Annotated in this window: 29 protein-coding genes; 17 read left to right on the top strand and 12 right to left on the bottom strand. The window is 73.3% G+C overall.

The genetic code is table 11. The annotated features are described in order from the left end of the window. Window positions 1-13 precede the first annotated feature (13 nt). A complete protein-coding gene (locus ABIQ69_RS10435; protein WP_350347055.1) occupies window positions 14-1,717 on the bottom strand; it encodes an AlkA N-terminal domain-containing protein in 1,704 nt (567 codons plus the stop codon). A 73-nt stretch (window positions 1,718-1,790) separates the two neighbouring features. Between ABIQ69_RS10435 and ABIQ69_RS10430 the strand changes: the two genes are divergently transcribed. The 4 genes from ABIQ69_RS10430 (at window position 1,791) to ABIQ69_RS10415 (ending at window position 5,884) form a co-directional block, all read left to right on the top strand. Next, complete coding sequence (locus ABIQ69_RS10430) at window positions 1,791-3,242, top strand: FAD-linked oxidase C-terminal domain-containing protein (protein ID WP_350347054.1); 1,452 nt, start codon at window positions 1,791-1,793, stop codon at window positions 3,240-3,242. A 10-nt stretch (window positions 3,243-3,252) separates the two neighbouring features. Then, window positions 3,253-4,407, top strand: a complete 1,155-nt coding sequence (locus ABIQ69_RS10425; RefSeq protein WP_350347053.1) for a PrsW family intramembrane metalloprotease — start codon at window positions 3,253-3,255, stop codon at window positions 4,405-4,407. A 215-nt stretch (window positions 4,408-4,622) separates the two neighbouring features. Then, window positions 4,623-4,994, top strand: a complete 372-nt coding sequence (locus tag ABIQ69_RS10420) for an FKBP-type peptidyl-prolyl cis-trans isomerase (RefSeq protein ID WP_350347052.1) — start codon at window positions 4,623-4,625, stop codon at window positions 4,992-4,994. A gap of 131 nt (window positions 4,995-5,125) precedes the next feature. Beyond that, a complete protein-coding gene (locus ABIQ69_RS10415; protein WP_350347051.1) occupies window positions 5,126-5,884 on the top strand; it encodes a lysoplasmalogenase in 759 nt (252 codons plus the stop codon). On the opposite strand, the gene ABIQ69_RS10410 is transcribed toward ABIQ69_RS10415, so the two are convergent. Together ABIQ69_RS10410 and ABIQ69_RS10405 are read right to left on the bottom strand one after the other, a co-directional pair. Beyond that, entirely contained in the window at window positions 5,796-6,095 is a 300-nt protein-coding gene (locus tag ABIQ69_RS10410) for a protealysin inhibitor emfourin (protein WP_350347050.1), read from the bottom strand. The two genes, ABIQ69_RS10415 and ABIQ69_RS10410, sit on opposite strands and share 89 nt — an antisense overlap. A gap of 24 nt (window positions 6,096-6,119) precedes the next feature. Continuing rightward, complete coding sequence (locus tag ABIQ69_RS10405) at window positions 6,120-7,199, bottom strand: M4 family metallopeptidase (protein WP_350347049.1); 1,080 nt, start codon at window positions 7,197-7,199, stop codon at window positions 6,120-6,122. Between the two features lie 70 nt (window positions 7,200-7,269). On the opposite strand from ABIQ69_RS10405, the gene ABIQ69_RS10400 reads away from it, so the two are divergent. Continuing rightward, the gene (locus tag ABIQ69_RS10400; protein WP_350347048.1) at window positions 7,270-8,115 is read left to right on the top strand and encodes a CPBP family intramembrane glutamic endopeptidase; all 846 of its coding nucleotides are present in this window, start codon (window positions 7,270-7,272) and stop codon (window positions 8,113-8,115) included. A 100-nt stretch (window positions 8,116-8,215) separates the two neighbouring features. Further along, window positions 8,216-9,286, top strand: coding sequence for a type II CAAX endopeptidase family protein (locus tag ABIQ69_RS10395; protein ID WP_350347047.1), 1,071 nt, complete (start codon window positions 8,216-8,218; stop codon window positions 9,284-9,286). On the opposite strand, the gene ABIQ69_RS10390 is transcribed toward ABIQ69_RS10395, so the two are convergent. Then, window positions 9,276-9,650 carry a DUF488 family protein gene (locus tag ABIQ69_RS10390; RefSeq protein ID WP_350347046.1) on the bottom strand — a complete coding sequence of 125 codons (375 nt, stop codon included), beginning with the start codon at window positions 9,648-9,650 and terminating at the stop codon, window positions 9,276-9,278. The two genes, ABIQ69_RS10395 and ABIQ69_RS10390, sit on opposite strands and share 11 nt — an antisense overlap. Window positions 9,651-9,790: 140 nt before the next feature. Here ABIQ69_RS10390 and rpsO point away from each other — a divergent pair, with 140 nt between their 5' ends. Continuing rightward, window positions 9,791-10,060, top strand: coding sequence for a 30S ribosomal protein S15 (gene rpsO, locus ABIQ69_RS10385; protein ID WP_129191911.1), 270 nt, complete (start codon window positions 9,791-9,793; stop codon window positions 10,058-10,060). Between the two features lie 211 nt (window positions 10,061-10,271). Next, window positions 10,272-10,835 (top strand): type 1 glutamine amidotransferase domain-containing protein, encoded by a 564-nt coding sequence (locus ABIQ69_RS10380; protein ID WP_350347045.1) that lies wholly within the window; start codon window positions 10,272-10,274, stop codon window positions 10,833-10,835. 25 nt (window positions 10,836-10,860) lie between these two features. On the opposite strand, the gene ABIQ69_RS10375 is transcribed toward ABIQ69_RS10380, so the two are convergent. Further along, on the bottom strand, window positions 10,861-11,412 hold the full coding sequence (locus ABIQ69_RS10375) for a CGNR zinc finger domain-containing protein (protein ID WP_350347044.1): 552 nt from the start codon (window positions 11,410-11,412) through the stop codon (window positions 10,861-10,863). Window positions 11,413-11,482: 70 nt separating this feature from the next. Between ABIQ69_RS10375 and ABIQ69_RS10370 the strand changes: the two genes are divergently transcribed. From ABIQ69_RS10370 to ABIQ69_RS10360, 3 genes are read left to right on the top strand one after another with little or no spacing between them, the layout of a single operon-like run. Further along, a complete protein-coding gene (locus tag ABIQ69_RS10370) occupies window positions 11,483-12,445 on the top strand; it encodes an EamA family transporter (protein WP_350347043.1) in 963 nt (320 codons plus the stop codon). Between the two features lie 9 nt (window positions 12,446-12,454). Beyond that, window positions 12,455-13,351: an LLM class flavin-dependent oxidoreductase gene (locus ABIQ69_RS10365; RefSeq protein WP_350347042.1), complete on the top strand. Its 897-nt coding sequence runs from the start codon at window positions 12,455-12,457 to the stop codon at window positions 13,349-13,351. Between the two features lie 9 nt (window positions 13,352-13,360). Next, entirely contained in the window at window positions 13,361-13,978 is a 618-nt protein-coding gene (locus ABIQ69_RS10360; protein ID WP_350347041.1) for a hypothetical protein, read from the top strand. A 9-nt stretch (window positions 13,979-13,987) separates the two neighbouring features. Here ABIQ69_RS10360 and ABIQ69_RS10355 read toward each other — a convergent pair whose 3' ends face one another. Continuing rightward, complete coding sequence (locus ABIQ69_RS10355; protein WP_350347040.1) at window positions 13,988-14,368, bottom strand: thioredoxin family protein; 381 nt, start codon at window positions 14,366-14,368, stop codon at window positions 13,988-13,990. Between the two features lie 98 nt (window positions 14,369-14,466). On the opposite strand from ABIQ69_RS10355, the gene ABIQ69_RS10350 reads away from it, so the two are divergent. Then, window positions 14,467-15,441 (top strand): alpha/beta fold hydrolase, encoded by a 975-nt coding sequence (locus ABIQ69_RS10350; RefSeq protein WP_350347039.1) that lies wholly within the window; start codon window positions 14,467-14,469, stop codon window positions 15,439-15,441. A gap of 2 nt (window positions 15,442-15,443) precedes the next feature. Here the strand turns inward: ABIQ69_RS10350 and ABIQ69_RS10345 are convergent, their stop codons facing one another. Then, the gene (locus ABIQ69_RS10345) at window positions 15,444-16,259 is read right to left on the bottom strand and encodes a glycosyltransferase family 2 protein (RefSeq protein WP_350347038.1); all 816 of its coding nucleotides are present in this window, start codon (window positions 16,257-16,259) and stop codon (window positions 15,444-15,446) included. A 37-nt stretch (window positions 16,260-16,296) separates the two neighbouring features. Between ABIQ69_RS10345 and ABIQ69_RS10340 the strand changes: the two genes are divergently transcribed. Genes ABIQ69_RS10340 through ABIQ69_RS10330 form a run of 3 tightly spaced genes read left to right on the top strand, consistent with a single transcriptional unit; the run spans window position 16,297 to window position 18,999 of the window. Continuing rightward, window positions 16,297-17,082, top strand: coding sequence for a fructosamine kinase family protein (locus ABIQ69_RS10340; RefSeq protein ID WP_350347037.1), 786 nt, complete (start codon window positions 16,297-16,299; stop codon window positions 17,080-17,082). Window positions 17,083-17,123: 41 nt separating this feature from the next. Continuing rightward, complete coding sequence (locus ABIQ69_RS10335) at window positions 17,124-18,362, top strand: LLM class flavin-dependent oxidoreductase (RefSeq protein WP_350347036.1); 1,239 nt, start codon at window positions 17,124-17,126, stop codon at window positions 18,360-18,362. 10 nt (window positions 18,363-18,372) lie between these two features. After that, a complete protein-coding gene (locus tag ABIQ69_RS10330) occupies window positions 18,373-18,999 on the top strand; it encodes an FMN reductase (protein ID WP_350347035.1) in 627 nt (208 codons plus the stop codon). Between the two features lie 161 nt (window positions 19,000-19,160). Here ABIQ69_RS10330 and ABIQ69_RS10325 read toward each other — a convergent pair whose 3' ends face one another. Further along, the gene (locus tag ABIQ69_RS10325) at window positions 19,161-19,760 is read right to left on the bottom strand and encodes a VTT domain-containing protein (RefSeq protein WP_350347034.1); all 600 of its coding nucleotides are present in this window, start codon (window positions 19,758-19,760) and stop codon (window positions 19,161-19,163) included. 152 nt (window positions 19,761-19,912) lie between these two features. On the opposite strand from ABIQ69_RS10325, the gene ABIQ69_RS10320 reads away from it, so the two are divergent. After that, the gene (locus tag ABIQ69_RS10320; RefSeq protein WP_350347033.1) at window positions 19,913-22,000 is read left to right on the top strand and encodes a glycosyltransferase; all 2,088 of its coding nucleotides are present in this window, start codon (window positions 19,913-19,915) and stop codon (window positions 21,998-22,000) included. 10 nt (window positions 22,001-22,010) lie between these two features. Here the strand turns inward: ABIQ69_RS10320 and ABIQ69_RS10315 are convergent, their stop codons facing one another. Further along, a complete protein-coding gene (locus ABIQ69_RS10315) occupies window positions 22,011-22,217 on the bottom strand; it encodes a dodecin family protein (RefSeq protein WP_350347032.1) in 207 nt (68 codons plus the stop codon). 400 nt (window positions 22,218-22,617) lie between these two features. On the opposite strand from ABIQ69_RS10315, the gene ABIQ69_RS10310 reads away from it, so the two are divergent. Beyond that, window positions 22,618-24,900 carry a polyribonucleotide nucleotidyltransferase gene (locus ABIQ69_RS10310; protein WP_350347031.1) on the top strand — a complete coding sequence of 761 codons (2,283 nt, stop codon included), beginning with the start codon at window positions 22,618-22,620 and terminating at the stop codon, window positions 24,898-24,900. A 90-nt stretch (window positions 24,901-24,990) separates the two neighbouring features. Here the strand turns inward: ABIQ69_RS10310 and ABIQ69_RS10305 are convergent, their stop codons facing one another. The 3 genes from ABIQ69_RS10305 to ABIQ69_RS10295 all read right to left on the bottom strand — a co-directional run bounded on the left by ABIQ69_RS10305 (window position 24,991) and on the right by ABIQ69_RS10295 (window position 26,437). Next, window positions 24,991-25,206 (bottom strand): hypothetical protein, encoded by a 216-nt coding sequence (locus tag ABIQ69_RS10305; protein ID WP_350347030.1) that lies wholly within the window; start codon window positions 25,204-25,206, stop codon window positions 24,991-24,993. Then, complete coding sequence (locus ABIQ69_RS10300) at window positions 25,206-25,880, bottom strand: helix-turn-helix domain-containing protein (protein ID WP_350347029.1); 675 nt, start codon at window positions 25,878-25,880, stop codon at window positions 25,206-25,208. The genes ABIQ69_RS10305 and ABIQ69_RS10300 overlap by 1 nt, the downstream gene beginning before the upstream one ends. Before the next feature lie 92 nt (window positions 25,881-25,972). After that, window positions 25,973-26,437 (bottom strand): Lrp/AsnC family transcriptional regulator, encoded by a 465-nt coding sequence (locus tag ABIQ69_RS10295; protein ID WP_350347028.1) that lies wholly within the window; start codon window positions 26,435-26,437, stop codon window positions 25,973-25,975. Between the last annotated feature and the right edge of the window lie 50 nt (window positions 26,438-26,487).

Here is a 26,487-nt window from a genome sequence, read left to right as displayed (position 1 = left end):
TGGGGCTGAGACATCAGACCTTTCGGGAGCGCGACGGCGTGGCGCGGGCGGCCTGCTCGGCCGTCGCAGCCGCACGCCAGAGATGCATCGAGGCGTAGCTGCGCCACGGCGCCCACCGCAGGCCCTCCGTCGCGAGCTCGCGCGCGTTCGACGGCAGGCCGAGCGCCGCGGCGCCGTTCCGGAGCGCGAGGTCGCTCACGAGCAGGACGTCGGGCGCCCGGGTGACCCGCATGGCCACGTACCCGGCCGTCCACGGACCGATGCCGGGGATCTCGAGGAGGTCGGCGGTGAGCTGCGCGCGCCCGCGTTCGGGGGAGACCACGAGCTCGCCGGCGTCGAGGCGGCCGGCGACGTCGAGGATGGTGCGGATGCGGGCGGCCGGGCCGCGCAGTACACGCTCGCCGTGGGCCGCGATGGCTCCCGGCGTCGGGAAGAGGATGCGCTCGGCACCGCCGAACTCGACCCGATCGCCGAGTTCGGCGGCGAGTCTCGCGAGCGCGGTGCGGGCGGCGGCGACGGAGATCTGCTGGCCGATGAGGGCGCGCAGCACGAGCTCGTGCGGGTCGAGCGAACCGGGCAGGCGGAGGCCCGGCACGGCCGCGACCGACGGCGCGAGCCGCGGGTCGGCCGCGAGGGCGGCGTCGATCGCGACCGCGTCGGCGTCGAGGTCGAACAACCGTCGCACGCGCGCGACGAGGGGCGGGAGGTCGGCGAGGGTCGCGAGGCGGGCGGACACGTCGATCGCCGGGTCGCCCGCGTCGGCCGAGATCGTCACGAGCGCCGGTCCGCCGGGCAGTCGGAGCGTGCGCTCGTACGAGGACGTCCCCGCGACCTCGACGCCGTCGAGCGCCCGAGCCGAGAGCCAGGCGAAGACGCCCGCCGCGTCGAAGGGTTCGCGTGCGGGCAGCCGGAGGTGCACGACGCCCGCCTCGCGGGCGGTCGCGGCCGCCTCGGATGCCGCGCCCTCCGATGCCGTGGCGCCGGCCGCCCCGGTGGTCGTCGGATCGGCGGCCCTGCGGCCGGCACCGACCGAGACGAGGTCGGCCGGCCCGACGGCCGTCGCCGCACGGGCGGCGCTCGCGGCGGCGACCACCGGCCGCTGACGGGGGCGACCAGCGCGACGGGCGGTCGCCCGCAGCTCGAGCGGGCTCCGCTCGTAGACGCTGCGGATGGTGTCGTTGAACTGCCGGATGCTGCCGAAGCCGGAGGCGAACGCGATGTCGGCGGCCGGAAGGTCGGTCGAGACCAGGAGCGTTCGCGCCACCTGGGCGCGGTGCGCTCGGGCGAGCGCGAGGGGCCCGGCGCCGAGCTCGGCGGACAGCACCCGGGTGAGGTGGCGCGGGGTGTACCCGAGCCGTGCCGCGAGGCCGGGCACGCCCTCGCGCTCGACGACGCCGTCGGCGATGAGCCGCATGGCGCGGGCGGCGAGATCGTCGCGGAGGTCCCATTCGGGCGAGCCGGGCACGGCGTCGGGCAGGCAGCGCTTGCACGCGCGGAGCCCCGCCTCGTGCGCGGCCGCGGCAGTGAGGTAGAACGTGACGTTGGCGGGCTTCGGCGTCACCGCCGGGCAGCTCGGCCGGCAGTAGATGCCGGTGGAGTGCACGCCGGTGATGAACTGCCCGTCGAAGCGGGCGTCGCGCGCCTGCATCGCCCGGTAACGCTCGGCGAACACGGGGTCGTCGAGGCGGGAGGCCACGGGCGCTGCGGTCGGTGTCATGCGTCAACCCTCGCATGTGCGGCCGACATCGACCGGCGGGAATCGGACATGGGCCGCACCGTAGGCTGGCCGTATGCCCACCGAGACCCTCAGCCGCCTCATCGACGAGCTGGGGCCCGCCGTATCGACCGACCCCGCCGCCCTCCGCGCCGTCCGCGAGGACCGGTCGGGCCTGGTCAGTCCGGCGACCGCCCTCGCGATCGTCCACGCCACCTCCGTCGGGGAGGTGCAGACGGTCATGCGGGTCGCCAGCCGCACCGGCACGCCGGTCGTCCCGCGCGGTGCGGGCACGGGGCTCGCCGGCGGCGGCGTCGCGAGCGAGGGCGCCATCGTGCTCGACCTGTCCCGGATGAACCGGATCCTCGAGATCGACGAGGCCGACGAGCTCGCCGTCGTCGAGCCGGGGGTGCTGAACGGCGACCTCAACGACGCCGTGGCGCCCCTCGGTCTCTGGTTCGCGCCCGACCCAGCGAGCCGCGCGATCTCCTCCATCGGGGGCAACATCGCGACGAACGCGGGCGGACTGCTGTGCGCCAAGTACGGGGTCACCCGCGAGGCCGTGCTCGGACTCGCGGTGGTCCTCGCCGACGGCCGGCTGCTGCGCACCGGTCACCGCACGGTCAAGGGCGTCACCGGCTACGACCTCACCGCCCTGCTCACGGGCAGCGAGGGCACCCTCGGCGTCATCGTCGAGGCGACCGTGCGGCTGCGGCCGGTCCCCGGCGGCGAGCCCGTCACCGTCGCGGCGGCCTTCCCCGATGTGACCGCCGCGGCCGAGGCATCCGCTCGCATCACGGCCGCGCGGCTGCGTCCGGCGATCCTCGAGCTGGTCGACGGGGCGGGCATCGCCCGGGTCGCCGAGTTCCTGGGACCCGCCGCGCTCGCCGGGACGCCCCTCGAGTCCCTCGCCCCGGGTGAGGCGTTCCTGCTCGCGCAGGCCGACGGCCCCGCCGCGGCCGACGAGGCGGCCGGGATCGCGGGCGTGCTCCGCGGCGCAGGCGGCCGGGTGACCGTGTCGACGGATGCCTCGAGCGGGGAGCGCCTGCTCGCCATCCGCCGCTCGATGCACCCGGCCCTCGCCGCGCACGGGCGCGTGCTCATCGAGGACATCGCGGTGCCCCGATCGGCGCTGCCCGAGATGTTCCGCGCGATCGAGGAGATCGGACGGCGTCACGGGCTGGAGATTCCGACGCTCGCGCACGCCGGTGACGGCAACCTGCACCCGAACTTCGTGTTCGACGCTCCCGTCGACTCCGACGGCGCGGCGTCGCCCGAGGCGGAGGTGCCGGCCGCCGTCTGGGCCGCGGCGGACGACCTGTTCCGGCGAGCCGTCGAGCTCGGGGGCACGCTCACGGGCGAGCACGGCGTCGGCGTCCTCAAGCGCCGATGGCTGCGCGACGAGCTCGGCGACGACCAGTGGGAGCTCCAGCGCGCCATCAAGGCCGTCTTCGACCCGGCGGGCATCCTCAACCCGGGCGTCGTCTTCGAGCCGGAGGTCTCGCCCGCCGTGGGTGGGCCTCGATAGGGTCTGCCGTGTGAGCCACCCGTCCGCGCCCTCCCAGCCCGCCGGTCCCGTCGCGCCGTGGGCGGCGCCGCCGAAGCCGCGCGCGGGGGGACTCGTCTTCGCCGTCGTCGGCATCGTGCTGGCGGGCGTCGTCGGCCTGCTCGTCGCCGCGTACCTGGTGCTCAGCCTCGGCGCACCGACGTTCCTGGTGGGGGCCCTGCTCGCTCTGCTGCCCCTCGCCGTTGTGCTGCTCGCGATCCGCTGGGTCGACCGGTGGGAGCCCGAGCCGCGCTGGGCGCTGTGGTTCGCGTTCCTGTGGGGTGCGGCCGTCTCGGTCGCGATCGCCCTCGTCGTCGACCTCGGCGTGCAGGTCGCCGCGGCGTACGCGTCGCCGGGCGGCGCGCCGCACGAGGCGGTGCAGGCCGTCGTCCAGGCCCCGATCGTGGAGGAGCTCGCGAAGGGCGTCGGCGTGCTGCTCGTCTACGCGTTCTCCAGGTCGCACTTCGACGGCCCGGTCGACGGACTCGTCTACGCCGCCACGGTCGCCGCAGGCTTCGCCTTCACCGAGAACGTGCTGTACTTCGGCGTCGCGCTCGCCGAGGGCGGCGCCGACGAGCTCGGCGCGACGTTCGTCGTGCGCGGCATCTTCTCGCCGTTCGCGCATGTGCTCTTCACCGCCTGCACGGGCCTCGCGATCGGCTGGGGTGCGCGCCGCGGCGCCGGGGCGGGGATCGTCGGATGGTTCCTCCTCGGCCTCGTGGGAGCGATCCTGCTGCACGCCCTCTGGAACGGGTCTCTGGCGTTCTCGAGCGACGCGATCGGCCTCTACCTCACCGTGCAGGTGCCCCTGTTCGCCGGGGCGGTGGTGCTCGCGGTGCTGCTCCGCCGGCGCGAGATCGCGATCACCCGGGCCCGGCTCCGGGAGTACGCCGTCGCGGGCTGGTTCAGCCCCGCCGAGGTGGAGATGCTCGCCACCCCCGCCGGCCGCCGCAGCGCGATCCGATGGGCGAAGGCCGCGAGGCCGCCGCGTACCGCGACCATGCGACGTCTCATCGCGGATGCCACGCACCTCGCGTTCGACCGCCAGGTCGTCGTCAGCGGTCGTGCCGATGTGCGTCGGCCGAGCGACGAGCGGGCGCTGCTGGCGCGGATCACCGCCGACCGCGCGGCACTGATGACCCGCTGAATCGACGTTCCGCCTCCGAAGCCCGTGCGCGGACCGGACGAGGAAACCCGCCGCCCCCGGGGATGTGGCACTGCCGACATCTCGCCGGGGAGCGACGGGTTCTCGGATTCCAGGGTGCAACGCCCGCCCGGGCGCGCGCAAGGCCCGGGTGGACATCCGTCCGCCGTCAGCGGACCGGATGGACACCGGGCGGGGCATCCGATTGGATGGAACGCATGACCGACACCAACAGCAAGCCCGAGATCGACGCCCCCGACGGGCCCGCTCCCGCCGACCTCGTCATCGAGGACATCGTGGTCGGCGACGGCCCCGAGGCGACGCCGGGCTCGACGGTCGAGGTGCACTACCTCGGCGTCGAGTACGACTCCGGCGAGGAGTTCGACTCCTCCTGGAGCCGCGGCCAGTCCATCAACTTCCCGCTGCAGGCGCTCATCGCCGGGTGGCAGGAGGGCATCCCCGGCATGAAGGTCGGCGGCCGGCGCAAGCTCATCGTCCCGCCGCAGAAGGCCTACGGCCCGGCCGGCGGCGGGCACCGCCTGAGCGGCCAGACGCTCATCTTCGTCATCGACCTGCTCGGCGTCGGCTGAGCCGCAGCCGAGTCGAACCACGCGAGGGGCCGCCGGGCGACCGGCGGCCCTTCGTCGTCCCGCCGGCCCCGGGTCACGGACGGCTAGCATGGCGGGGCATCCCTCGACCTTCGCAGAAGGGCCACGACGACGTGACCGACCGCCTCCTCCGCCTGTTCCTGCCGTACGTGCTGGTTTCGCTCGTACACCTGGCCCTGCTCGTCACCGGGCCGGCCTGGGCGGTCACCGCGACGAAGGCGCTCCTGATGCCGCTGCTCGCCGTCGCCGTGCTGCTCGCCGTGCAACCGCGCCGAGATGCGCCGGTGCTGCTCCTCCTCCTCGCCCTCGCGGGGTCGTGGGCCGGAGACATCCTGCTGACCTTCCCGGGCGAACTCTGGTTCGTGGCGGGGCTCCTCGGATTCCTCGGGGCGCACGTGGCGTATCTCGTGCTCTTCGTGCGGCTGGCGCGTCGCGCGCCCGGCGAGGGTACCCCGACCGAGGCAGCCGCCGGAATCGGTGCGACGAAGCGGCGAGAGCCGTGGCCGCGCCCGCTCGTCATCGCGGTCTTCGCCGCTTGGTACACGGGGTTCCTGCTCCTCCTCGCCCCACATCTCGGCGCCCTGTTGGCGCCCGTGGCCCTCTACGGACTCGTGCTCGGAACCATGGCGGCGTTCGCGTCCACGCGCGGCGCCCTCGTCGCGGTCGGCGGCGCGCTCTTCGTCGTGTCCGACTCGGTGCTCGCCCTCGGCCGGTTCCTGCCCGGGTACGAGTTCGCCGCGCACGACCTGGTGGTGATGACGACCTACCTCGCGGCGCAGGGCCTCATCGCGCTCGGGGTCGTCCGGGCGCTGCGCGCCGAGGCTCCGATACCTCCCGCACCCGGTCGACCAACTCCCGCCACGGCCCCGTGAGCTGCCGCTCAGCGAGGGTCGCCTCGTGCGGCTCGCACCGGATGCGGTAGACGAACCGGTCGGGCTCGGGGGGAACCGCCCGCACCTCGTCCCAGGGAAGGCCGTCGATGAGGCCCTTCCAGGCGTCGCGGTCGGGCTGGCGGTCGAGGTCGACCTCCCACACCAGCAGCAGCCCGGCGAGGCCGCCCGACCGCGCGACGGTGACGTCCATGCGGCCGATGCTACTCCGTGCGGCTCAGCCGACGTCCTCGGGCTCGATGCCGACCGTCTGCCAGCCGCGCCGCACGGCCTGCGCTTCGCGCGAGTCGGCGCCGAAGCGCTCGCCGGCCGCGCGCACCGTCTCGCCCGCGAAGCGATGGAATCCGGTGTCGGCGGCGAGGCGGCCGGAGACGAGCGTGTCGTACCAGAGCCGGCCCACGTGCTCCCAGGCGAAGCCGCCGAGCTCGGTGGCCGCGAGCGCGAAGGCGCGGTTCGGGATGCCGGAGTTCAGGTGCACGCCCCCGTTGTCGTCGGTGGTCTGCACGTAGTCGTCGTAGTGGGCCGGCTGCGGGTCGCGACCGAGGACGTCGTCGTCGTACGCCGTGCCCGGCTCCAGCATCGACCGGAGCGCCCGGCCCTGCACCGCGTCGGTGAAGATGCCCTCGCCGATGAGCCACGTCGCGGCCTCCGCGTCCTGGCCGAGGGCGTACTGCTCGACGAGCGCGCCGAAGACGTCGGAGACGTGCTCGTTGAGGGCGCCGGACTGCCCCTGGTACCTCAGTGCAGCGGTCCGCTCGGTGACGCCGTGCGCGAGCTCGTGGCCGATGACGCTCAGCGAGCCGGTGAACCCGGTGAAGACCTCGCCGTCGCCGTCGCCGAAGACCATGCGCTCGCCGTCCCAGAAGGCGTTGTCGTACCGGTCGCCGTAGTGCACGGTCGCCTCCAGCGGCAGGCCGCGGCCGTCGATGGAGTCGCGCCCGAACACGCGGTCGAAGAGCCGGTGCGTGTCGCCGAGCCCGTCGTAGGCGTCGTCGACCGCGTCGTCGCCGGTCGCCGCCTGGCCCTCGCGGCGGACGAGCCGGCCGGGGAGCGTCTCCGAGCGCTCGGCGTCTGAGATCCGCCGGTCGGGGGTCGACGGCGCGTCGGGCAGGGCGGCCGGCTGGCGGTCGGCGGCGAACGCGGGAGGCTCGCCGAGGAGCCGCCACTCGCGGACGGGCACGTCGCGGACGAGCGAGCGGCGGGCGGCGTCGGCGGCGATGGGGTACCGCTCGTCGCCGGCGGCGGCGAGGCGCGCGAGCAGGTAGGGCGGGACGATCGCGTGCGGCTGTCGGCTCATGCGTCGATGGTGCCATCACCCGGCGACAGCCGCGCCTCCGACGTGCCGCCACGCGTGCGATGCTGGTGCGGTGCCCGCCACCGCCCTCGCCGACGACCCGCCCGCCGTGCGCACGCATCCCATCGGGCTCGTGCCGGCGCTGCTGGTGTGCGGCGCGGCGGTGCTGCTGTTCGGCTTCATGGTGCCGCTCGCGGGGTATGCCCTGCTCGTCGCGGGCCTCGCCGCAGCGTGGCTCACCGACCGCTCCGACCGCACGAGCCGGCTCCTGCCCGACCTCGCCCTGATCGCGATCGGTCAGGCGATCATCTCCACGATGTCGCTCGAGGCGGATATCAGCTACCCGGCGATGGTGCGGTTCACCGTCGTCCTCGGGCTCGCGGTGCTCGTGCCGTACGCGATCTCGCGCTGGGTCTACCGCGAGCGGGTCATCCGGTTCCCGTGGCGGACCGGCCGTCGCTGGAACCGCACGCAGTGGCTCTATCTCATCTTCGTGACGCTCGCGGGCTGGCTGATCCTGCCCTTCTACTTCATCACCTCGGGCGTCTACCAGAACTGGCCGACGGTGACCGAGCCCGACGAGATCGCCCGGCTCTTCGTCGGGGTCAACGCGGTGGGCACCTGGGACGAGCTGTTCTTCGTCTGCACGGTGTTCGCACTGCTGCGGCGCCATTTCCCGACCTGGCAGGCGAACCTGCTGCAGGCGATCGTGTTCGTCTCCTTCCTCTGGGAGCTCGGCTACCAGTCGTGGGGGCCGCTGCTGACGATCCCGTTCGCCCTGATCCAGGGCTACACGTTCAAACTGACGAAGTCGCTCACGTACGTGCTCGTCGTGCACCTCCTGTTCGACGCGGTGGTGTTCGCCATCATCGTGTACGCGCACACCGGCTGGCCGGCGATCTTCCTCCTCGCGCCGTAGTCCGCGCCGACGAGGGCGCCGGTCCGCGCCGCGCGGGCGGCGGCTCGGAATCCGTCGTGCGGGGGAGGCATCCGATGCGCCGCGCTGCTGGGATGGAGGCATGACGAACGAACCGACGACCACGGATGCCGCTGCGCCCGTGCCGGGCCGCGCGCACGCGGTCTTCGGCGCGCCCAGCGCGGCGGATCGGCAGCGGGCGAAGAACTCGGCACGCGGGCCGCTCTTCGAGGAACGCGTGCCCTGGGTCGCCGTCGCGGTGTTCATGGCGATCGCCTTCGCGGGCGCCTGGCTCGTCGCGCTGCCGCTGTGGACGTCGGGGGAGGGGCTCGCCCATCCGCTCTTCGGCATCCTCGCCGGGGTCATGATGTTCACGCCGGCCCTCGCGACGCTCGTCGTGGTGCTGTGGGTGCGCCGCCCGGCGAGCATTCCGCGGTTCCTGGGGCTCGCGCCCATGCGGCCGGCGGGACGCACGTGGCTGTTCATCGCGATCGGGTTCGTCGGCTTCACCGCCCTGCCGTTCGCCGCGATGCTCCTCGGCGACGCGATGGGCCTCATCCGCCTCGACTTCGACGGCCTGAGCGGGGTGCAGGCGATGCTCGACGCCGTCGCCGCGACGCCGGGAGCGACGGGCGTGCCGCTCGAGGCATCCACCGTCGTGCTGCTCACCCTGGTGTCGCTGCCGTTCCTCACCATCGTCAACAGCATCGCGGCGTTCGGCGAGGAGGTCGGCTGGCGCGGCTGGCTGCTGCCCGCCCTCCGGCCCCTCGGCACGATCCCCGCGCTGATCCTCAGCGGAGTGGTGTGGGGACTCTGGCACGCGCCGATCATCCTGCTCGGCTACAACTACCAGCGCACCGACCTGGTGGGCGTCGCGTGCATGGTCGTCTTCTGCGTGCTCGGCGGGTTCGTGATGGGCTGGCTGCGCCTGCGCTCGGCGTCGGTGTGGCCCGCGGTGGTGGCGCACGCGGCGATCAACACCGCGACCTCGCAGTTCCTGCTCTTCGCGGACGCGGACTCGCTCGCCGACGGCGACGGCGTGTGGGGGAGCCTGCTCGGCTGGCCGGGCTGGATCATCCTCGCCATCGTCTCGCTCGCGCTCATCGTGACGCGGCAGGTGTGGAAGCAGCCGCAGCCCGGGCTGACGCTGGCGGAGTCGCGCGTCAGCGCGTGACGGATGCCCCGTGCGCGGCGAGCCACTCGAGCAGGACCCGCGCATGGTTCAGGTGCTCGTCCTTCGCGCCGTACAGCAGGGTGACGCGGTCGTGCTCGCGGCCGAGCTCGAGCAGTGCGCGCGCGGCGGGGTTCGCGTCGAGCTCGGCGGTGTACCGCGCGGCGAACGCGTCGAAGGTTCCGGCTCGGTCGGCCGCATGGTGCCACTCGGTCCGGAGCCCGGGGGACGGCGCGACCTCCTTCGCCCATTCGTCGACGGCGGCGCGCGCCTTCGCGAGGCCGCGCGGCCACAACCGATCGACGAGCACCCGGTAGCCGTCCGACGGCGCGGGCGGGTCGTAGACACGGGCGATCGCGAAGGCCATGCGGCCAGTCTCGCCGTGCGGGAGACGGAGGGCAACGCTCTGCTAGACTCTTGAGGTTGCCGTGAATCGGCCGCGCATGAAGAGAGCCCAGGCAATCCCGCCCCGGGCAGCGCGCAACGAGAAGGAAGGGGATCCCATCTATGGCTCTGGATGCAGACACCAAGAAGGCGATCATCGAAGAGTACGCGACGCACCCCGGTGACACTGGATCCCCCGAGGTCCAGATCGCGATCCTCACCAAGCGCATCAAGGACCTCACCGAGCACCTGAAGGAGCACAAGCACGACCACCACTCGCGTCGTGGTCTGCTGCTCCTCGTCGGTCAGCGTCGTCGTCTGCTCGGCTACCTCGCCGACGTCGACATCGCACGCTACCGGTCGCTCATCGAGCGTCTCGGTCTGCGCCGCTGAGCATCGCGCTCCGCATCGCGTCGTAGCGTCTTCGACGACACCGCGAACTTCTTCGGACGGGCCGTCACCTTCGGGTGGCGGCCCGTTCCGCATATCCGGACGGGTCGGGCGTCCGGGTCTGTCAACCCTGTTGCCGTCCTCTGCGAGGGTTCCGTACCGTGGCCGGGTCATCGATCGAGCCCGGCGGACGCCGGGGGAACGGAGGACGGGCATGGCCGAGCGACTGGACGGGAAGCGCATCGCCTTCCTGCTGATGGACGGCGTCGAGCAGGTGGAGTTCACCGAGCCGTGGGAGGCCCTCGAACGCGCAGGCGCGGCGCTCGAGCTCGTGTCGCCGACCGAGGGCACGGTGCTGGGCTTCCACGGCGTCGACAAGGCCGACACCTTCGACGTCGATCGCGACGTCGCCGACGCGTCCGCGACCGACTATGACGCGCTCGTGCTTCCCGGCGGCGTCGTGAACGCCGATCACCTCCGCATGGACGAGCACGCGGTGCGCTTCGTGCGCGAGTTCTTCGAGGGCCACAAGCCGGTGGCGGCGATCTGCCACGCCCCGTGGATCCTGATCGACGCGGGCGTCGCTCGGGGCCGGAGCCTGACCAGCTATCCGAGCCTCGCGACCGATCTGCGGAACGCGGGCGCCGACTGGTCGGACGAGGAGGTCGTGGTCGATCAGGGGCTCGTCACGAGCCGGCGGCCCGACGACCTTCCCGCGTTCATCGCGAAGACGATCGAGGAGATCGCCGAAGGGGAGCACGCGGGCCAGACGGCCTGACGGCTCGGGCGCCGCGCGTCGGGCCTCAGGCGTCCGCGCTGCGCGACCGGTAGGCGCGCACCGCCATGCGGTTGCCGCAGCGGGTGGTGCAGAAGCGACGCGAGCCGTTCTTGGAGAGGTCGACGAACGCGCCTTCGCAGTCGTCGGCGGCGCAGAGCCGCAGCCGCTCGACGGCGTCGGCGCGCACGACGTCGGCGAACGCGAGCGCGGCCTCGACGAGGATGCGCTCGGCGAGCGGGGCGTCGGGCGAGGTGGCATGGATGTGCCAGTCCTCGGCGTCGTGTCGCACGAGTCTGGGGACTGCCCCGGCCTCGGCGAGGATGCGGTTCACCTCGGCGACGAGGTCGTTGCGGGAGAGCCCCCAGATCGCGCGGAGCCGGTCGCGCGCGGCGCGCACCTCGGCGAGCTCGGCGTCGTCGCCGTCGCGTCGGCCTGAGTACGCCCACGCGGTGAGGAGGCCCGCGAGCTGCTCGGGTGAGGCGAGTTCGTCGAGCTCGGATTCGGATGCCTCGGGCACGGTGTCGGCGAGGGCGGCCACGAACCCGAGCGAGGCGATCGTGTCATCGGTGAAAATCATTTGACTCCTGACATCGCGGTCCGCTACTGTCACAAGCATAACCGACTTCACCCATGACATCGGGAGCAGTATGCACAGATCGGGCGGCACCCTCGGCATCCTGCTCGGCCTCGGCGCCGGGCTCGCGTTCGGCGTGGGCGGCGTGTTCGTGAAGCCGCTCCTCGAGAGCGGGTGGTCGCCCGGCGCGGCCGTGCTCGCGCGCATCTCGATCGCGGCGGTGCTGCTGGCGGTGCCGGGGCTGCTCGCGCTCAGGGGCGACCTCCGTCCGCTCTGGCGGGCCAAGTGGACCATCCTGCTCTACGGGCTCGTCGCCGTCGCGGGCGTCCAGTTCTTCTTCTACGCCTCGCTCGAGCGCATCCCCGTCTCGATGACGCTGCTCATCGAGTACCTCGCTCCCATCGCGCTGGTGCTGCTCGCGTGGGTGCGCACCCGGCGACTCCCGCAGCGCGTCGTCCTCGCGGGCTCCGTGCTCGCGGTCGTCGGGCTCGTGCTGGTCATCGGGCCGGGCGGGGGAGACCTCGACGTGCTCGGGCTCACGTTCGCCGCGCTCGCCATGATCGGCGTGTGCGTCTACTACGCCATCGGCGAGTCCGCCGCGAGGCAGCTGCCGCCCATCGCGCTCATCGCCGCGGGCTTCGTGGTCGGGGCCGTCGGCCTCGGAATCGCCGGCGCCACGGGTCTGCTGCCCATGGAGCTCGCGTTCGAAGACGTGGGCTTCCTCGGCGCCGAAGTGCCCTGGTACGTGCCGCTGCTCGCGGTCGGCGTGGTCTCGACGGCGTTCGCCTACGTCGCCGGCATCGCCGCCATCGGCCGGCTGGGCTCTCGCCTCGCGGCGTTCCTCGGCCTCTCGGAGGTCGTCTTCGCCGCGATCGCGGGGTGGGTGCTGCTCGGCGAGTCCCTCGGCCTCCTCCAGATCCTCGGCGGCGTGCTGATCCTCGCGGGCATCGTCTGCGTGAAGCTCGAGCGCCGTGAGCCGGAGGCGGTCGTCGAGCTCGGCGCCGAACCCGTGCCCGCCGCGCGCCGACCGGCGTAGGGTCGAGCCATGCGCTTCGGCATCGTCATCCTCCCGCAGCACGACTGGCCGGAGGCGGCGCGCTACTGGCGCGACGCCGAGCGGCTCGGGTTCGACCACGCCTGGACCTACGACCACCTCTCCTGGCGGAGCCTCGCAGGCGAGCGCTGGCACGGGACCGTGCCGACCCTCACCGCGGCTGCGACCGTCACCACCCGCATCGGGCTCGGCACGTTCGTGGCGTCGCCGAACTTCCGGCATCCCGTGCCCTTCGCGAAGGACATCGCGACCGTCGACGACATCGCGGGCGGCCGCGTGCTCCTCGGTCTCGGATCGGGTGGCACGGGCTTCGACGCGTTCGTCCTCGGCCAGCCCGAGCTGACGCCCCGGCAGCGGCACGAGCGGTTCGTCGAGTTCACCGAGGCGCTCGACTCGCTCCTGCGCTTCGAGGAGCCGGGATCCGGCGGCGTCTCGTTCGAGGGGACCTGGTACACGGCCGACGGCGCCCGCATGGTCGGCCAGCCGGCGCAGCGCCCGCGGATGCCCCTCCACCTGGCGGCGAACGGACCGAAGGGACTCGCGTTCACCGCCCGGGTCGCCGACGGCTGGATTACCACCGGCCCCGCGGAGGACGACGCGGAGCGCTGGTGGGCGGCGGTGGGCGAGCTCGCCCGACGGCTCGACGACGCCTGCGCGGCCGAGGGGCGGGACCCCGCCGGGCTCGCACGCACGCTTTCGCTCGACGCCGAGGGCCGGTATTCGCTCGCGAGCGTCGGCGCGTTCGAGGACGCCGCCGGCCGGGCGCGCGACCTCGGGTTCACCGACGTCGTGGCGCACTGGCCGCGACGCGACGGCATCTACGCGGGCGACGAAGCGGTCCTCGAGGAGGTGGCCGCGCGATTCGCCGCGTGGTCGGAGCCCGCGTAGCCTGACAGCGTGCCCCGCTTCAAGCCGCTCCTGCTCTGGGAGCCCTTCCCCTACCTCGTCGTGCTCGTTCTGCTGCTCGCGACCGGATTCATCCGCCCGGACGCGCCGGCGTGGCTGCTGTGGCCGTTCCTGGTGCTGCTCGTCGCGGCCATCGGGTTCGTCGTCGTGCGCTTCGCGGCGGAGCGGCGTCCGGCGAACCCCGACCGGTGGGGCGACCTCTCGACGCTCGACGGGCTGGAGCTCGTGGATGCCCCGGGCGCGGTGCAGCAGGTGCGCACGGTGGTGCCCGTCGAGGACGCGCAGCGCCATCAGGGCGCCATCGAGCTCGCCCGGCTGCACGGCGGCGTCGCGCAGACCGCCGTACTCGTCCCGCGCGCGAGTCGCTGGCTCTCGCCCCGCTACCGCGTCGGCGTGCAGCTCGTCGGGGCCGCCGACTCCGGCGGCCGGCCACGCCACGCCGGGTTCCTGACGGCCGACGCGCAGGAGCGCTGGGGCGGCCGGCTCGACGCGCTGCGCACGCGGGGCCGGTACGTCCGGGTCCCGGCGTTCATCACGGGCGCGGAGCGCCCGTTCGGGGTGGAGCTCGACCTCAGCGGCGTCGACGGGATCGAGGCATCCGCTCGCTGACCGCGGGCCTTACGCCTCGGCGAGCTCGTCCGAGTCGGCGGCGGCCAGCTGCGCGCGCACCTGGTCCATGTCGAGGGCGCGGACCTGCGAGACGAGGTCGTCGAGCACGGGGCGGGGCAGCGCCCCGGCCTGGGCGAACACGCCGATGCCGTCCTTGAACGCCATGATCGTCGGGATCGACGTGATGTTCATCGCGGCCGCGAGCTGCTGCTGGGCCTCGGTGTCGACCTTCGCGAAGACCAGGTCGGGGTTGTCCTCCGCGGCGGCCTGATAGTGCGGGGCGAAAGCGAGGCACGGACCGCACCAGCCGGCCCAGAAGTCGACGAAGACGGTACCGCCCTCGAGGATCGTCTGCTCGAAGGTCTCCAGGGTCAGGTCGACGGTAGGCATGCCTCCACGATACGGCGCGCCGCTGTGCGCGCGCCCGGTGTTCGCTGGCAGCGGGCCGTGCGCCGGCGCCGTCGTCGGCGCGCGCTATCGTGAGGGACGTGACGGAGGGGACAGGCGCCGACCCGCATCGGCCCGCGACGGATGCCACGATCCGGTCGACGCCCGCCGGCGTGCTCGCACCGCCGCCGGCCGGATGGGAGGCCGAGGCGGCCGCGCTCGACCGGGCGATCCCCGACCTCGACTGGCGAGCGCTGCCCGACGGCACCGACCAAGACCTCTTCGACGCGCCGAGCGGCCCGCTGGCCCGGATCTCCTTCGGGCCGGCCGACGGCGAGCGCGTCGTGCTGGTGCCGGGTGCGACCGGATCGAAAGAGGACTTCGTCCTCATGCTGCCGCTCCTCGCGGCAGCCGGGTACCGGGTGGAGTCCTTCGACCTCGCGGGTCAGTACGAGTCGTACCGGGCCGGGCCGTGGCGGCTCGACCCGCCGCGCGAGCACTACGACGCCGACCTCTTCCTCGACGATCTCCTCGCGGTGCTCGACTCCGGCCGCACCCCGGCACACGTCCTCGGCTACAGCTTCGCGGGCACCCTCGCTCAGCGCGCGCTCGTCGCACGCCCCGAGGCGTTCGCGAGCCTCACGCTGCTGTCGAGCCCGCCGGAGCCGGGCCAGGCCTTCCGCGGCGTCAAGCGCATCGGGCCGTTGTCGGCGTTCACGACCCCGCACCAGGGCGCGGCGCTGATGCTCTGGGGCATCCGCAACAATCTGAACCGCGTGCCGCCCGGACGACTCGCGTTCGTCCGCGAGCGGTTCGCCCTCACCCGGCGCGACAGCGTCGACGACATCATCGCGTGCATGATGGCCACACCCGACCTGCGCGCCGAGGTCGCCGCGACGCCGATCCCCAAGCTCGTCGCGGTGGGCGCCCACGACCTCTGGCCCATCGAGCTGCACCAGCGGTCGGCGCAGGAGATCGGTGCGAGGTTCGCGGTGTACGAGACCGGACACAGCCCGTGCGAGACGGCGCCGCACCAGCTCGTGCGGGACCTGCTCGAGGTGTTCGCCGCCGCCTGAGCTCAGGCGGGGGCCGGGGTCTCCCCGTCGGGCTCGGCGCGCACCTCGGCGTGCCGATCCGCGGCGTCGGGCTCGGCGGCCCAGGGCGAGGCCGCGCTGCGGCGCCGATCGGCCATCCGGTCGAGCGGCGGCCACGCGCGCCACTCGACGGCGAGCGTGTGGAACGCCATGCGCAGCCGGCGGCCGAGGCTCCGCCAGCTCTCGAACGGGCGCGCGGAGACGCCGACGACGAGGGTGCGCTCGTACGCCACGCTCATGCCGGGCTGCATCCACCAGGCCAGGTCGAGGTCGTCGTGCAGGTCGGCGCGATCGCGGTGCACGATGTCGCGGAGCTCGAGCCAGGCGCGGCGGCGCAGCGCGTAGTTGGAGCCGAAGATCGGCGGGTGGCCGAGGAGGATGCCGACCGCCCAGAAGTAGCCGCCGATGTAGAGGTTGCGGGCGATCCAGCGGGTCGCGGCGTTCCCGCCGTAGAACATGCCGGGCCCGGTGACGACGGTCGGTCGGTCGGCGGCCTCCATGCGGCGCTCGAGGCGTTCGAGCCAGTCGGCGGGCGGCACCGAGTCCGCGTCGAGCCGGGCGAGGAGGTCTCCGGTCGCGGCGTCGAACCCCGCCGCCGTCGCGGGCCAGATTCCCCGCCGGGGCTCCGAGACGACGGTCGCGCCCGCGGCGCGGGCGACGTCGGCCGAGTCGTCGGTCGACCCGTTGTCGACGACGATGACCTCGTCGGCCGGCCGGGTCTGCGCCGCGACCGCCCTGAGGCACGCAGCGAGGACCTGCGCGTCGTCGAGGCAGGGGATGATGACGGAGATGGTGCCCATCACCCCGGAGTCTAACCATCTCGTGGAGACTGGACCCGTGGCACGACACGTCAAGCACGATCCCGGCGCCCCGGCGGGGTTCTTCGAGGCGGAGGCGGCCGGGCTCGGCTGGCTGGGCGCCGCGCGCGCCGCAGGCGGCGTGCGCACCGTGCGGGTGCTCGAGGTGGGCCCTGGCCGGATCGAGCTCGAGGAGGTCGCCCACGCCGCGCCGACGCCGGCCGCCGCCGCGGACTTCGGCCGGGCCCTGGCTCGCACGCACGCCGCGGGGGCGGCGGCGTTCGGCGCCCCGCCGGAGGGATGGGACGGGCCGCTGTTCATCGGTCGGCGGCCGTTGCCCGCTGCCCGTTCGGCCACGTGGGGCGCGTTCTACGCGGGGGATCGCGTGCTGCCCTACCTCGCCGTCGCCGAGGAGGTCGGCGGAGTGGACGAACGCGAAGCGGCGCTCGTCCGCGCGGCACTGGAGCCCGTCGCCGCGGGCCGGTTCGACGACGACGAACCGCCGGCGCGCCTGCACGGCGATCTCTGGAACGGCAACGTGCTGTTCTCGCCGGAGGGCGTCGTGCTCATCGACCCGGCGGCCCACGGCGGGCATCGGGAGACCGATCTGGCGATGCTCGCGCTGTTCGGCGCGCCGCATCTCGACGCGATCCTCGCCGCCTACGACGAGGCGGCGCCGCTGCGGCCGGGATGGCGGGAGCGGGTGCCGCTGCACCAGCTGCACCCGCTCGCGGTCCATGCCGCCGGCCACGGCCGCGCCTACGGCTCGGCGCTCGCGGCGGCGGCGGAGGCGGTCCTGCAGCTGGCCCGATCGACTCGGGAATAGTCGGGGCGGGACATCCGTTCGATACGATTGCATGCAAACGCATGGAGAAGCACAGAGGAGCCCAGGAGGGCGAGATGCAGTTCGGAATCTTCACCGTCAGCGACATCACGCAGGACCCGACGACGGGACGAACCCCGACCGAGGCCGAGCGCATCCAGGCGACCATCACGATCGCCAAGCACGCCGAGGAGGTCGGACTCGACGTCTTCGCCCTCGGAGAGCACCACAACCCGCCGTTCTGGTCGAGCTCGCCGACGACGACGCTCGCGTACATCGCCGGCCAGACCTCCACGCTGCAGCTGTCGACCGCGACGACCCTCATCACCACCAACGACCCGGTGAAGATCGCCGAGGACTACGCGATGCTGCAGCACGTCTCCGGCGGCCGCATCGACCTCATGCTCGGCCGCGGCAACACCGGTCCGGTCTACCCCTGGTTCGGCAAGGACATCCGGCAGGGCCTGCCGCTGACGCTCGAGAACTACGAGCTGCTGCACCGGCTCTGGCGTGAGGACGTCGTCGACTGGGAGGGCAAGTTCCGCACCCCGCTGCAGGGGTTCACCGCGACCCCGCGGCCCCTCGACGGCGTGCCCCCGTTCGTGTGGCACGGCTCCATCCGAAGCCCCGAGATCGCCGAGCAGGCCGCCTTCTACGGCGACGGGTTCTTCGCGAACCACATCTTCTGGCCCGCCTCGCACACGCAGCGCATGATCGCCCTCTACCGCCAGCGGTACGAGCACCACGGGCACGGCACCGCGGCGCAGGCGATCGTCGGCCTCGGCGGCCAGGTGTTCATGCGAAAGAACTCGCAGGACGCCGTGAACGAGTTCCGGCCCTACTTCGACAACGCCCCCGTGTACGGCCACGGCCCGAGCCTCGAGGAGTTCAGCTCGCAGACGCCCCTCACGGTCGGCAGCCCGCAGGAGGTCATCGACAAGACGCTCGGGTTCCGCGACTACGTCGGCGACTACCAGCGCCAGCTGTTCCTCATGGACCACGCCGGACTGCCGTTGAAGACCGTGCTCGAGCAGCTCGACCTGCTCGGCGAGGAGGTCGTGCCGGTGCTCCGCCGCGAGTTCGCGAAGGACCGTCCGGCCGACGTGCCCGACGCGCCCACGCACGCGAACCTCGTCGAGGCGGCCTACGGCGGCGAGGCGCCCCGTCAGGCCACCCCGAACCCGAACCGCGGCGACAACCTCACGCTCGGCTCGCCGTACCAGGACACCGCGGCGCCCGCCGCCAAGACCGGCGCCGCCTTCGGCCCCGCCGCGACCCGATAGGAGCATCACGATGACCAAGCACATCGTCGTCATCTCGGCCGGGCTCTCGACCCCGAGCTCGACGCGCCAGCTCGCCGACCGGCTCGCCGCCGACGCGGTGGCCCAGCTGCACGAGCGCGGCGCCGAGGTCGAGGTGCAGACGTTCGAGCTGCGCGACCTCGCGCACGACGTCACGAACCACCTGCTGATGGGCTTCGCCCCGCCGAAGCTGCAGGCCGTGCTCGACGCGCTCGCGTCGGCCGACGGGCTCATCGCCGTGACGCCCATCTTCACCACCAGTTACGCGGGGCTCTTCAAGAGCTTCATCGACGTGATCGACCCGCAGGCGCTCACCGACCTGCCGGTGCTGATCGGCGCGACGGGCGGAACGCCGCGGCACTCGCTCGCGATCGACTACGCGATCCGACCGCTGTTCACCTACCTGCATGCGATCCCGGTGACCACCGGCGTCTACGCGGCGACGGGTGACTGGGGCGGCGGCGGCGACGGCGTGCGCTCCCTCCCCGAGCGCATCTTCCGCGGGGCGAAGGAGTTCGCCGAGCTCGTCGAGCGGACCGACCGCTCGGAGCTCGTGAACGACCCCTTCGCGCTCGACCGGCCGATGGGACACCTCGTCGGCGGGCTCGCGGGGGAGTAGCCGAGCGCGCGCACGCGAGCAATCGAGCGACGGCGGGTCGGGGCGGATGTCCCGGCCCACCGTCGTCCTGCGGCGGCCGTCTCCGCCGGTGCCCGCCACCCGGCCCGGTGCCGCCACCTGGCCGGTGCCCGCCACCTCGCCCGGTGCCCGTCACTCGGCCGTCACCCGGTCCGGCGGCGCGCATCGAGCGCGCCGACGAGCCGGTCGACCGCGAGACCGAGGCCGATCGCGACCGGGATCGACACGGCGACGGCGGCGAGGGGCTGGTCGCCGAGCGCCCGCCCGACGATCGCGCCCACCGCCGTGTTGAAGCCCGCCCAGGCGATGCCGGCGCCGAGCGAGAGCGGCAGATAGCGGGCGAGGGGCACGCCCCCGGCGCCCGCGGCGAGGTTCACCGCGATGCGCGCGAACGGTACGTACCTGGCCGTGAAGACGAGCACCGCGGTGCGCCGGTGCACGGCGTCACGGGCGCGTGCGATGGCCGCACCGGCCCGTCCTTCGCGCTGCCAGCGCCAGCGTTCGAGTCCGACCCGCCGGCCGATGAGGTAGCACAGGCCGTCGCCGCAGACGGCGCCGGCCGCGGCGACCGCCACGATCAGCCAGACGGCCGGCGCCCCGGTCGACGCCCACAGCGCGCCGAGCGCGACCACCGCGGTCTCGCTCGGCAGCACCACGAGGAACGCGTCGCCGACGACGAGCGCGAACAGGGCGGGCGCGAGCCAGGGCGACCCGGCGAGCGCGGCGATCGCGGCGTCATCCATGCCCTCAGGGGTACCCGCCGCAGGTGAACGACGGGCGTCGCCGCCGTGACGCGGCCCGCGGCCCGCGAACGCCGGCGGAATGCTCGGTGAACGTTCGCCGCGGCGGCCCGATCCGGGCCCGATCGAGGCGGCCGCGGCCCCACCCTGGAGGCGTGAAGGTCGTGCTGCTCGCGGAATCGTTCCTGCCGCACATGAACGGAGTCACCAACTCGCTGCTCCGGGTGCTCGAGCACCTGCGCAGCCGCGGCGACGACGTCCTGGTCGTCGCTCCGCGCACCGGCCGGGCGGAGCCCGAGCACGAGGCGCTGCAGGGCGCGAGTGCGCGCTTCGTGCGGTCGGTGCCCCTTCCCGGATACCCCGAGGTGCGCGTCGCCCTCGCATCGACGCCGGCGCTCGCCGGGCTCTACCGCGGGTTCGGCGCCGACGTCGTCCACCTCGCCTCCCCGTTCGTGCTCGGCTGGCAGGGCGTCACGGCGGCGCGAGCGGCTCGTGTCCCGGCGGTGGCGGTCTACCAGACGGATGTCCCGGCCTACGCCGAGCGCTACGGCGTGCCGATCGCCGCACCGGCACTCGAACGCCACCTCGTGCGGCTGCACAACCGGGCGGCGTTGACCCTGGCGCCGAGCTCGGCCGCGGAGGCCCGCCTCGCCGAACTCGGCGTCGAGCGCGTGCACCGGTGGGCTCGCGGAGTCGACACCGAGCGGTTCCACCCCGATCGGCGCGACGAGTCCTGGCGGCGCCGGATCGCCCCGTCGGGCGAGGCGGTGATCGGCTACGTCGGCCGCCTCGCGCACGAGAAGCAGGTCGGCGACCTCGCCGCGCTCGCCGGGATGCCGGGCACCCGGCTCGTCGTCGTCGGCGACGGGCCCGAACGCACGTCGCTCGAGCGCCGCCTTCCGGGCGCGCACTTCACCGGGTTCCTCGGCGGAGCCGACCTCGCCCGCGCCGTCGCCGGCTTCGACGTGTTCGTGCACCCGGGGGAGCACGAGACGTTCTGCCAGACGATTCAGGAGGCGCTCGCGAGCGGCGTCCCGGTCGTCGCCACCGGCCGCGGGGGACCGCTCGATCTCGTGCAGTCGAGCCGGACCGGCTGGCTCTACCGCCCGGGCGACCTCGCCGAGCTGCGTGCGCGGGTGCAGGACCTCGTCGGCGACGAGGCCAAGCGCCGGGCGTTCGCCGCAGCGGCCCACGCTTCGGTGGAGGGCCGCAGCTGGCGCCGGCTCGGCGACGAGCTCGTCGGGTATTACGAGCAGGCGATCGCTCGCACGCCCGTGCCCCTCCTCGGGGCCCGGGCGGGCGCACGGCCGTCGGCGGTCGCACGGCCGGCGGCGCCGTCGACGGTTCAGCCCGGTCGCACGCGACCCCGTGCCGAGGCTCCGCTGCGCGAGACATCCCGGCACCCGGTGGAGCCAGCGGTGACGGGCGACGTGCACCGCCCGTGGAGGCGGCTCGTGGCCGTCGGCGACTCGATCACCGAAGGGCTCTGCGACGACTCGCGCACCCCCGGGGTGTACCGGGGCTGGGCCGACCGGCTCGCCCTGCTCGTCGCGCTCGCCGACCCGACCGGGCCGTCGCGGCTCGGCTACGCGAACCTGGCGGTACGCAGCCGCCGGGTGGAGCACGTCGTGGCCGACCAGCTGCCGAGGGCGCGAGCGCTCGGGGCGGACCTCGTGACGGTGCTGGTCGGCGGCAACGACCTCGTGCGAGCCGGGGCCGATCCGGCCGCGCTCGCGCGACGCCTCGGCACGGCGGTCGCGGAGACCCGGTCGACCGGTGCCGACGTCCTCGTCGTCTCGGCCTTCATGCCGCCCGCGCCCCGACTCGCCCGGCTCCGCGGCAGGTTCGACCGGTTCAACGCGGAACTCGCCGAACGCGCCGCGGAGGCTGGCGCCCGGTGGCTCGAGGCGGCCGGCGACCCCGAACTGGTCGCCCGCCGCCACTGGGCGGAGGACCGGGTCCACCTGAACCCCGCCGGCCACCGCGCCCTCGCCTATGCGGCCGCGCGCGTGCTCGGCGTGCCGGATGCCACCGCGCTGGGCGCGCTCGACGTCGCGCTGCACGCCCCCGACGAGGCATCCGATGCGCCGACCTCGGTGCCGACGCCGGTCTGGCTGGCCCGGCACGCCGCGCCATGGGCGTTCCGGCGGCTGCGCGGGCGCACGGCGGGCGACGGGCTGGACGCGAAGCACGCCGCCCTGGTGCCCGTCGTCTCGGGCGACGGACCTCGCCCGCTGGTGTGACCGGGCCGGATCAGCCCTCCAGCACGAACGTCACCTCGAGCGTGACCGCCCAGGCGGTGATCGCACCCTCCGTGATCTCGACCTTCTGCTCCTTCACCCACGCGCCGCTGACGTGCCGCAGCGTCTCGGTGGCCCGGGCGATGCCCGCGGAGATCGCGTCCTCGAAGCTCTGCTCCGACCGGGAGGTGATGGTGGTGACTCTGGCGACCGAACCCATGGGGTCCTCCTCGTCTCGGGCGCCGGCAGCACCGGCGCCGGTGGTGTTGACGCGGCCCATCCTGCTCGCCCCCGACCCGGGCCGCGAGGGGTTGACGACGCGCGGGCCGGCACCGATCCGAGCCGGAATCCGGCGCGACTGCTAGGCTGGTCCCGGCGGTCCCTCGGGCTGCCGCCCTCGTCAAGAGGGAAGAATCCCATATCGAGCACCAACGGAGCAGGCCGGCAGGAAGCTGGTCCCCTGTGGTGGATCACCAATCGCGGCCCGCGAATGGTGGACTTCTACTGGTGGCCAGCGCAAGCGGAACATCCTGTGCCGCTCATATCTGCCTGTTTCCCTGCTCCTTGTGACCGAGTCGCGCCCAGACGGGGTGCGACGTTCAACAAAGGAGTAAGACCTCTTGGAAGGTCCTGAGATCACGTTCGCCGAGACGATCATCGACAACGGTCGATTCGGCACCCGCACCATCCGCTTCGAGACCGGCCGTCTCGCCCAGCAGGCGCAGGGCTCGGCCGTCGCGTACATCGACGAAGAGACCATGCTGCTCTCCGCGACGTCCGTGTCGAAGCAGCCGAAGGAGCACTTCGACTTCTTCCCGCTCACCATCGACGTCGAAGAGCGCATGTACGCCGCGGGCCGCATCCCCGGCTCGTTCTTCCGCCGCGAAGGCCGTCCCTCGACGGACGCCATCCTCACCTGCCGCCTCATCGACCGTCCGCTGCGGCCGTCGTTCGTCGAGGGTCTGCGCAACGAGGTCCAGGTCGTCGTGACCGTCCTCGCCATCGAGCCCGACGAGCTCTACGACGTGCTCGCGATCAACGCCGCGTCCATGTCGACGCAGCTGTCCGGCCTGCCGTTCTCCGGCCCGATCGGCGGCGTGCGCGTCGCGCTCATCGACGGTCAGTGGGTCGCGTTCCCGAAGCACTCGCAGCTCGAGCAGGCCGTCTTCGACATGGTCGTCGCCGGCCGCGTCGTGACCGAGGCCGACGGCTCGCAGGACGTCGCGATCATGATGGTCGAGGCGGAGGCGACCGAGACCTCGTGGGACCTCATCCAGGCCGGCGCCGTCAAGCCGACCGAGGAGATCGTCGCGCAGGGCCTCGAGGCCGCGAAGCCGTTCATCAAGCAGCTCGTCGAGGCGCAGCAGCAGGTCGCCGCGACCGCCGCGAAGCCGACGGCCGACTACCCGACCTTCCCGCCGTACCAGCCCTCGACCTACGAGGTCGTCGAGGCGCTCGCACTCGAGGAGCTGAAGGGCGTCTACCAGATCGCCGGCAAGGTCGAGCGTCAGGACGCGGACGACGCGCTCAAGGCGCGCGTCAAGGAGGGCGTCGCGGCGAAGGTCGCGAACGGCGAGCTGCCCGAGTCGGCGATCGCCGAGGTCTCGGCGGCGTACAAGTCGGTGACGAAGCACGTCGTGCGCACCCGGGTGCTCAACGAGGGCGTCCGCATCGACGGCCGTGGCCTCGCCGACATCCGTCCGCTCGACGCCGAGGTGCAGGTCGTGCCCCGCGTGCACGGCTCCGCCATCTTCCAGCGCGGCGAGACGCAGATCCTCGGCGTCACCACGCTGAACATGCTCAAGATGGAGCAGCAGATCGATTCGCTCTCGCCCGAGACGAAGAAGCGCTACATGCACAACTACAACTTCCCGCCGTACTCGACGGGTGAGACCGGTCGTGTGGGGTCGCCGAAGCGTCGCGAGATCGGCCACGGCGCGCTCGCCGAGCGGGCCCTCGTGCCGGTGCTGCCCACGCGTGAGGAGTTCCCCTACGCGATCCGCCAGGTCTCCGAGGCGCTCGGCTCCAACGGGTCGACCTCGATGGGCTCCGTCTGCGCGTCGACCCTGTCGCTGCTGAACGCCGGTGTGCCGCTGCGCGCCCCGGTCGCCGGCATCGCGATGGGCCTCATCTCCGACACCGTCGACGGCGAGACCCGCTACGCGGCGCTCACCGACATCCTGGGCGCCGAGGACGCGCTCGGCGACATGGACTTCAAGGTCGCCGGCACGTCCGAGTTCGTCACCGCGATCCAGCTCGACACGAAGCTCGACGGCATCCCCGCCTCGGTGCTCGCCGGCGCGCTGACGCAGGCGAAGGACGCCCGCACGACGATCCTCGCCGTGCTGAACGCGGCGATCGACGGCCCCGACGAGATGGCCCCGACCGCTCCGCGCGTGATCTCGGTGCAGATCCCCGTCGACAAGATCGGCGAGCTGATCGGCCCGAAGGGCAAGACGATCAACGCCATCCAGGACGAGACCGGCGCCGAGATCTCCATCGAGGAGGACGGCACCGTCTACATCGGCGCGACCGACGGCCCGTCGGCGGAGGCCGCCCGCGCCCAGGTCAACGCGATCGCGAACCCCACCAACCCGGAGGTCGGCGAGCAGTTCCTCGGCACCGTGGTGAAGATCGCGACGTTCGGTGCGTTCGTCTCGCTGCTGCCCGGCAAGGACGGCCTGCTGCACATCTCCGAGGTGCGCAAGCTCGCGGGCGGCAAGCGCGTCGAGAACGTCGAGGACGTCCTCGGCGTCGGCCAGAAGATCCTCGTCGAGATCACCAAGATCGACGACCGCGGCAAGCTCTCGCTCGCCCCGGTGGTCGCCGAGGAGGCCGACACCAACGGCCGTGGCGCGACCGGCGAGCACCCGGAGGCTCCGGCCGAGGGTGCCGACGACTGAGTCGACCACGCGCAGGATGCCCCGCCCGATCCGTTCGGGCGGGGCATCCGTCGTTTGCGCGGGTTCGCGGCCGAAGTGGGGCGGCCCGGGTCAGCGCGGCAGGCTGCCGGCGCTGCGGTAGAGGTCGTCGCGTTCGGCGAGGGCGGCCAGCGCGAGTCGTCTGGCCTCCAGGCGGCTGAGCTGCCGCTCGCGGTCGGACAGGCGGCTCGCTCGTCGGTAGCCCCAGCCGGCGAGGCGGAGTCCGCCGCGGACGGCGAGGCCGGCGAGGACGCCGGAGGCGGGCGTGGTGAGGGTCGCGGTGTTCATCACTGCTCCTTCGTGGAGGTCTCGTCGGGCGCGGCGGCCGAGGTGGTCTCGCCGCGCACGAGCGGGAAGGCGTTGAGGTGGATCTGCACCGGGCGGGAGCCCGGTGAGGGGGTGCGCCGGTACCGGTCGGAGTAGGCGCGGAAGACGGCGTCGAGGTCGGCGACGAGCGCGGCGAGCTCGGACGGGGTGAGCCGGAGATTGATCGTGTCGCTCGTGGCGATGTCGAGCCACTCGGATCCGAACACCTGCGGGCCCTCCGCCACGAACTCGCGGTACTTCAACTCGCGGGCGCGCAGCCATTCGTCTTCGACGAGCCGGGCGGCCAGTCGCTCCGCACTGCCGGCGGGCAGCGTCCTCGCGTCCGGCACGGCGATGGAGCCCGGAGTGCGCTCCCACCAGCGCTCGCGGCCCTTGCCGCGGCCCGCGACCTCGCGGACCAGGCCGGCCCGCTCGAGATGGCGCAGGTGATAGCTCATCGATCCACTCGACTCGCCGATGCGTTCGCCGAGACCGCTCGCGGTGAGCGGTCCGTAGGCGGAGAGCTCGTCGTAGATGCGCACCCGGAGCGGGTGCGCGAGCGACTTGAGGCTCGTCGCGGAGAGGACGTGGTCGACGCCGGGGTGGCGGCTGCTGCTCGGCTGGGAGGCCACGTCATCCGGGGTGTGCTCGGTCATGATGCAAAGATAGCGCTGCAAAGGAGCCTTTGCAAGCAACAGTTTGCAAACACTCCTTTGCGGGGTGCGTCGTGAGGCGGAGGCGGCCCGGCTCACTCCCGCCGTGCGAGCAGCGGCCCGAGCCGGTACGGGATGAGCTCGCCCATCGCGAGCGACGTCTCGGTGCGCTCCACGCCGTCGACCGCGAGGATCTCGCCGTCGATGCGGAACAGATCGTGGGCGTCACGGCAGACGACCCGCACCAGCAGGTCGACCGCGCCCGAGAGGCCGTGCGCCTGGATGACCTCCGGAATCTCCGCGATCTTGTCGACGGCGGTGCCCAGCAGCTTCTGCCTGACGTGCACGCTGATGAACGCCTCGAGCGGGTACCCCAGTGGTGCAGGGTCGATGCTGCGCTCGTACGAGAGGAACGCCCCGGATGCCTCGAGCCGGCCGAGTCTCGCCTGCACGGTGTTGCGGCTCAGCCCGAGCCGGTCGGCCAGCGCGACCACCGTTGCGCGCGGGTCCGCGGAGAGGGCGGTGAGGAGAGCTCGATCGACGGCATCGTAGGCGGCCATATCGCGCAATCTAGCAGTCCGTGCGGGGCCGAAACTTGGCGACATGCTCA

This window comes from Agromyces sp. G08B096 (assembly GCF_040267705.1).
Classification (GTDB): domain Bacteria; phylum Actinomycetota; class Actinomycetes; order Actinomycetales; family Microbacteriaceae; genus Agromyces.
The sequence above is the reverse complement of the archived record's forward strand: the minus strand, read 5'-3'. Positions and strand labels throughout refer to the sequence as shown.

Coding starts and splice junctions, on each gene's coding strand:
- ABIQ69_RS10435 (WP_350347055.1), bottom strand. CDS start 1,717: ATGACACCGACCGCAGCGCCCGTGGCCTCCCGCCTCGACGACCCCGTG.
- ABIQ69_RS10430 (WP_350347054.1), top strand. CDS start 1,791: ATGCCCACCGAGACCCTCAGCCGCCTCATCGACGAGCTGGGGCCCGCC.
- ABIQ69_RS10420 (WP_350347052.1), top strand. CDS start 4,623: ATGACCGACACCAACAGCAAGCCCGAGATCGACGCCCCCGACGGGCCC.
- ABIQ69_RS10410 (WP_350347050.1), bottom strand. CDS start 6,095: ATGGACGTCACCGTCGCGCGGTCGGGCGGCCTCGCCGGGCTGCTGCTG.
- ABIQ69_RS10405 (WP_350347049.1), bottom strand. CDS start 7,199: ATGAGCCGACAGCCGCACGCGATCGTCCCGCCCTACCTGCTCGCGCGC.
- ABIQ69_RS10395 (WP_350347047.1), top strand. CDS start 8,216: ATGACGAACGAACCGACGACCACGGATGCCGCTGCGCCCGTGCCGGGC.
- ABIQ69_RS10390 (WP_350347046.1), bottom strand. CDS start 9,650: ATGGCCTTCGCGATCGCCCGTGTCTACGACCCGCCCGCGCCGTCGGAC.
- rpsO (WP_129191911.1), top strand. CDS start 9,791: ATGGCTCTGGATGCAGACACCAAGAAGGCGATCATCGAAGAGTACGCG.
- ABIQ69_RS10380 (WP_350347045.1), top strand. CDS start 10,272: ATGGCCGAGCGACTGGACGGGAAGCGCATCGCCTTCCTGCTGATGGAC.
- ABIQ69_RS10375 (WP_350347044.1), bottom strand. CDS start 11,412: ATGATTTTCACCGATGACACGATCGCCTCGCTCGGGTTCGTGGCCGCC.
- ABIQ69_RS10370 (WP_350347043.1), top strand. CDS start 11,483: ATGCACAGATCGGGCGGCACCCTCGGCATCCTGCTCGGCCTCGGCGCC.
- ABIQ69_RS10365 (WP_350347042.1), top strand. CDS start 12,455: ATGCGCTTCGGCATCGTCATCCTCCCGCAGCACGACTGGCCGGAGGCG.
- ABIQ69_RS10355 (WP_350347040.1), bottom strand. CDS start 14,368: ATGCCTACCGTCGACCTGACCCTGGAGACCTTCGAGCAGACGATCCTC.
- ABIQ69_RS10345 (WP_350347038.1), bottom strand. CDS start 16,259: ATGGGCACCATCTCCGTCATCATCCCCTGCCTCGACGACGCGCAGGTC.
- ABIQ69_RS10335 (WP_350347036.1), top strand. CDS start 17,124: ATGGAGAAGCACAGAGGAGCCCAGGAGGGCGAGATGCAGTTCGGAATC.
- ABIQ69_RS10330 (WP_350347035.1), top strand. CDS start 18,373: ATGACCAAGCACATCGTCGTCATCTCGGCCGGGCTCTCGACCCCGAGC.
- ABIQ69_RS10325 (WP_350347034.1), bottom strand. CDS start 19,760: ATGGATGACGCCGCGATCGCCGCGCTCGCCGGGTCGCCCTGGCTCGCG.
- ABIQ69_RS10315 (WP_350347032.1), bottom strand. CDS start 22,217: ATGGGTTCGGTCGCCAGAGTCACCACCATCACCTCCCGGTCGGAGCAG.
- ABIQ69_RS10305 (WP_350347030.1), bottom strand. CDS start 25,206: ATGAACACCGCGACCCTCACCACGCCCGCCTCCGGCGTCCTCGCCGGC.
- ABIQ69_RS10300 (WP_350347029.1), bottom strand. CDS start 25,880: ATGACCGAGCACACCCCGGATGACGTGGCCTCCCAGCCGAGCAGCAGC.
- ABIQ69_RS10295 (WP_350347028.1), bottom strand. CDS start 26,437: ATGGCCGCCTACGATGCCGTCGATCGAGCTCTCCTCACCGCCCTCTCC.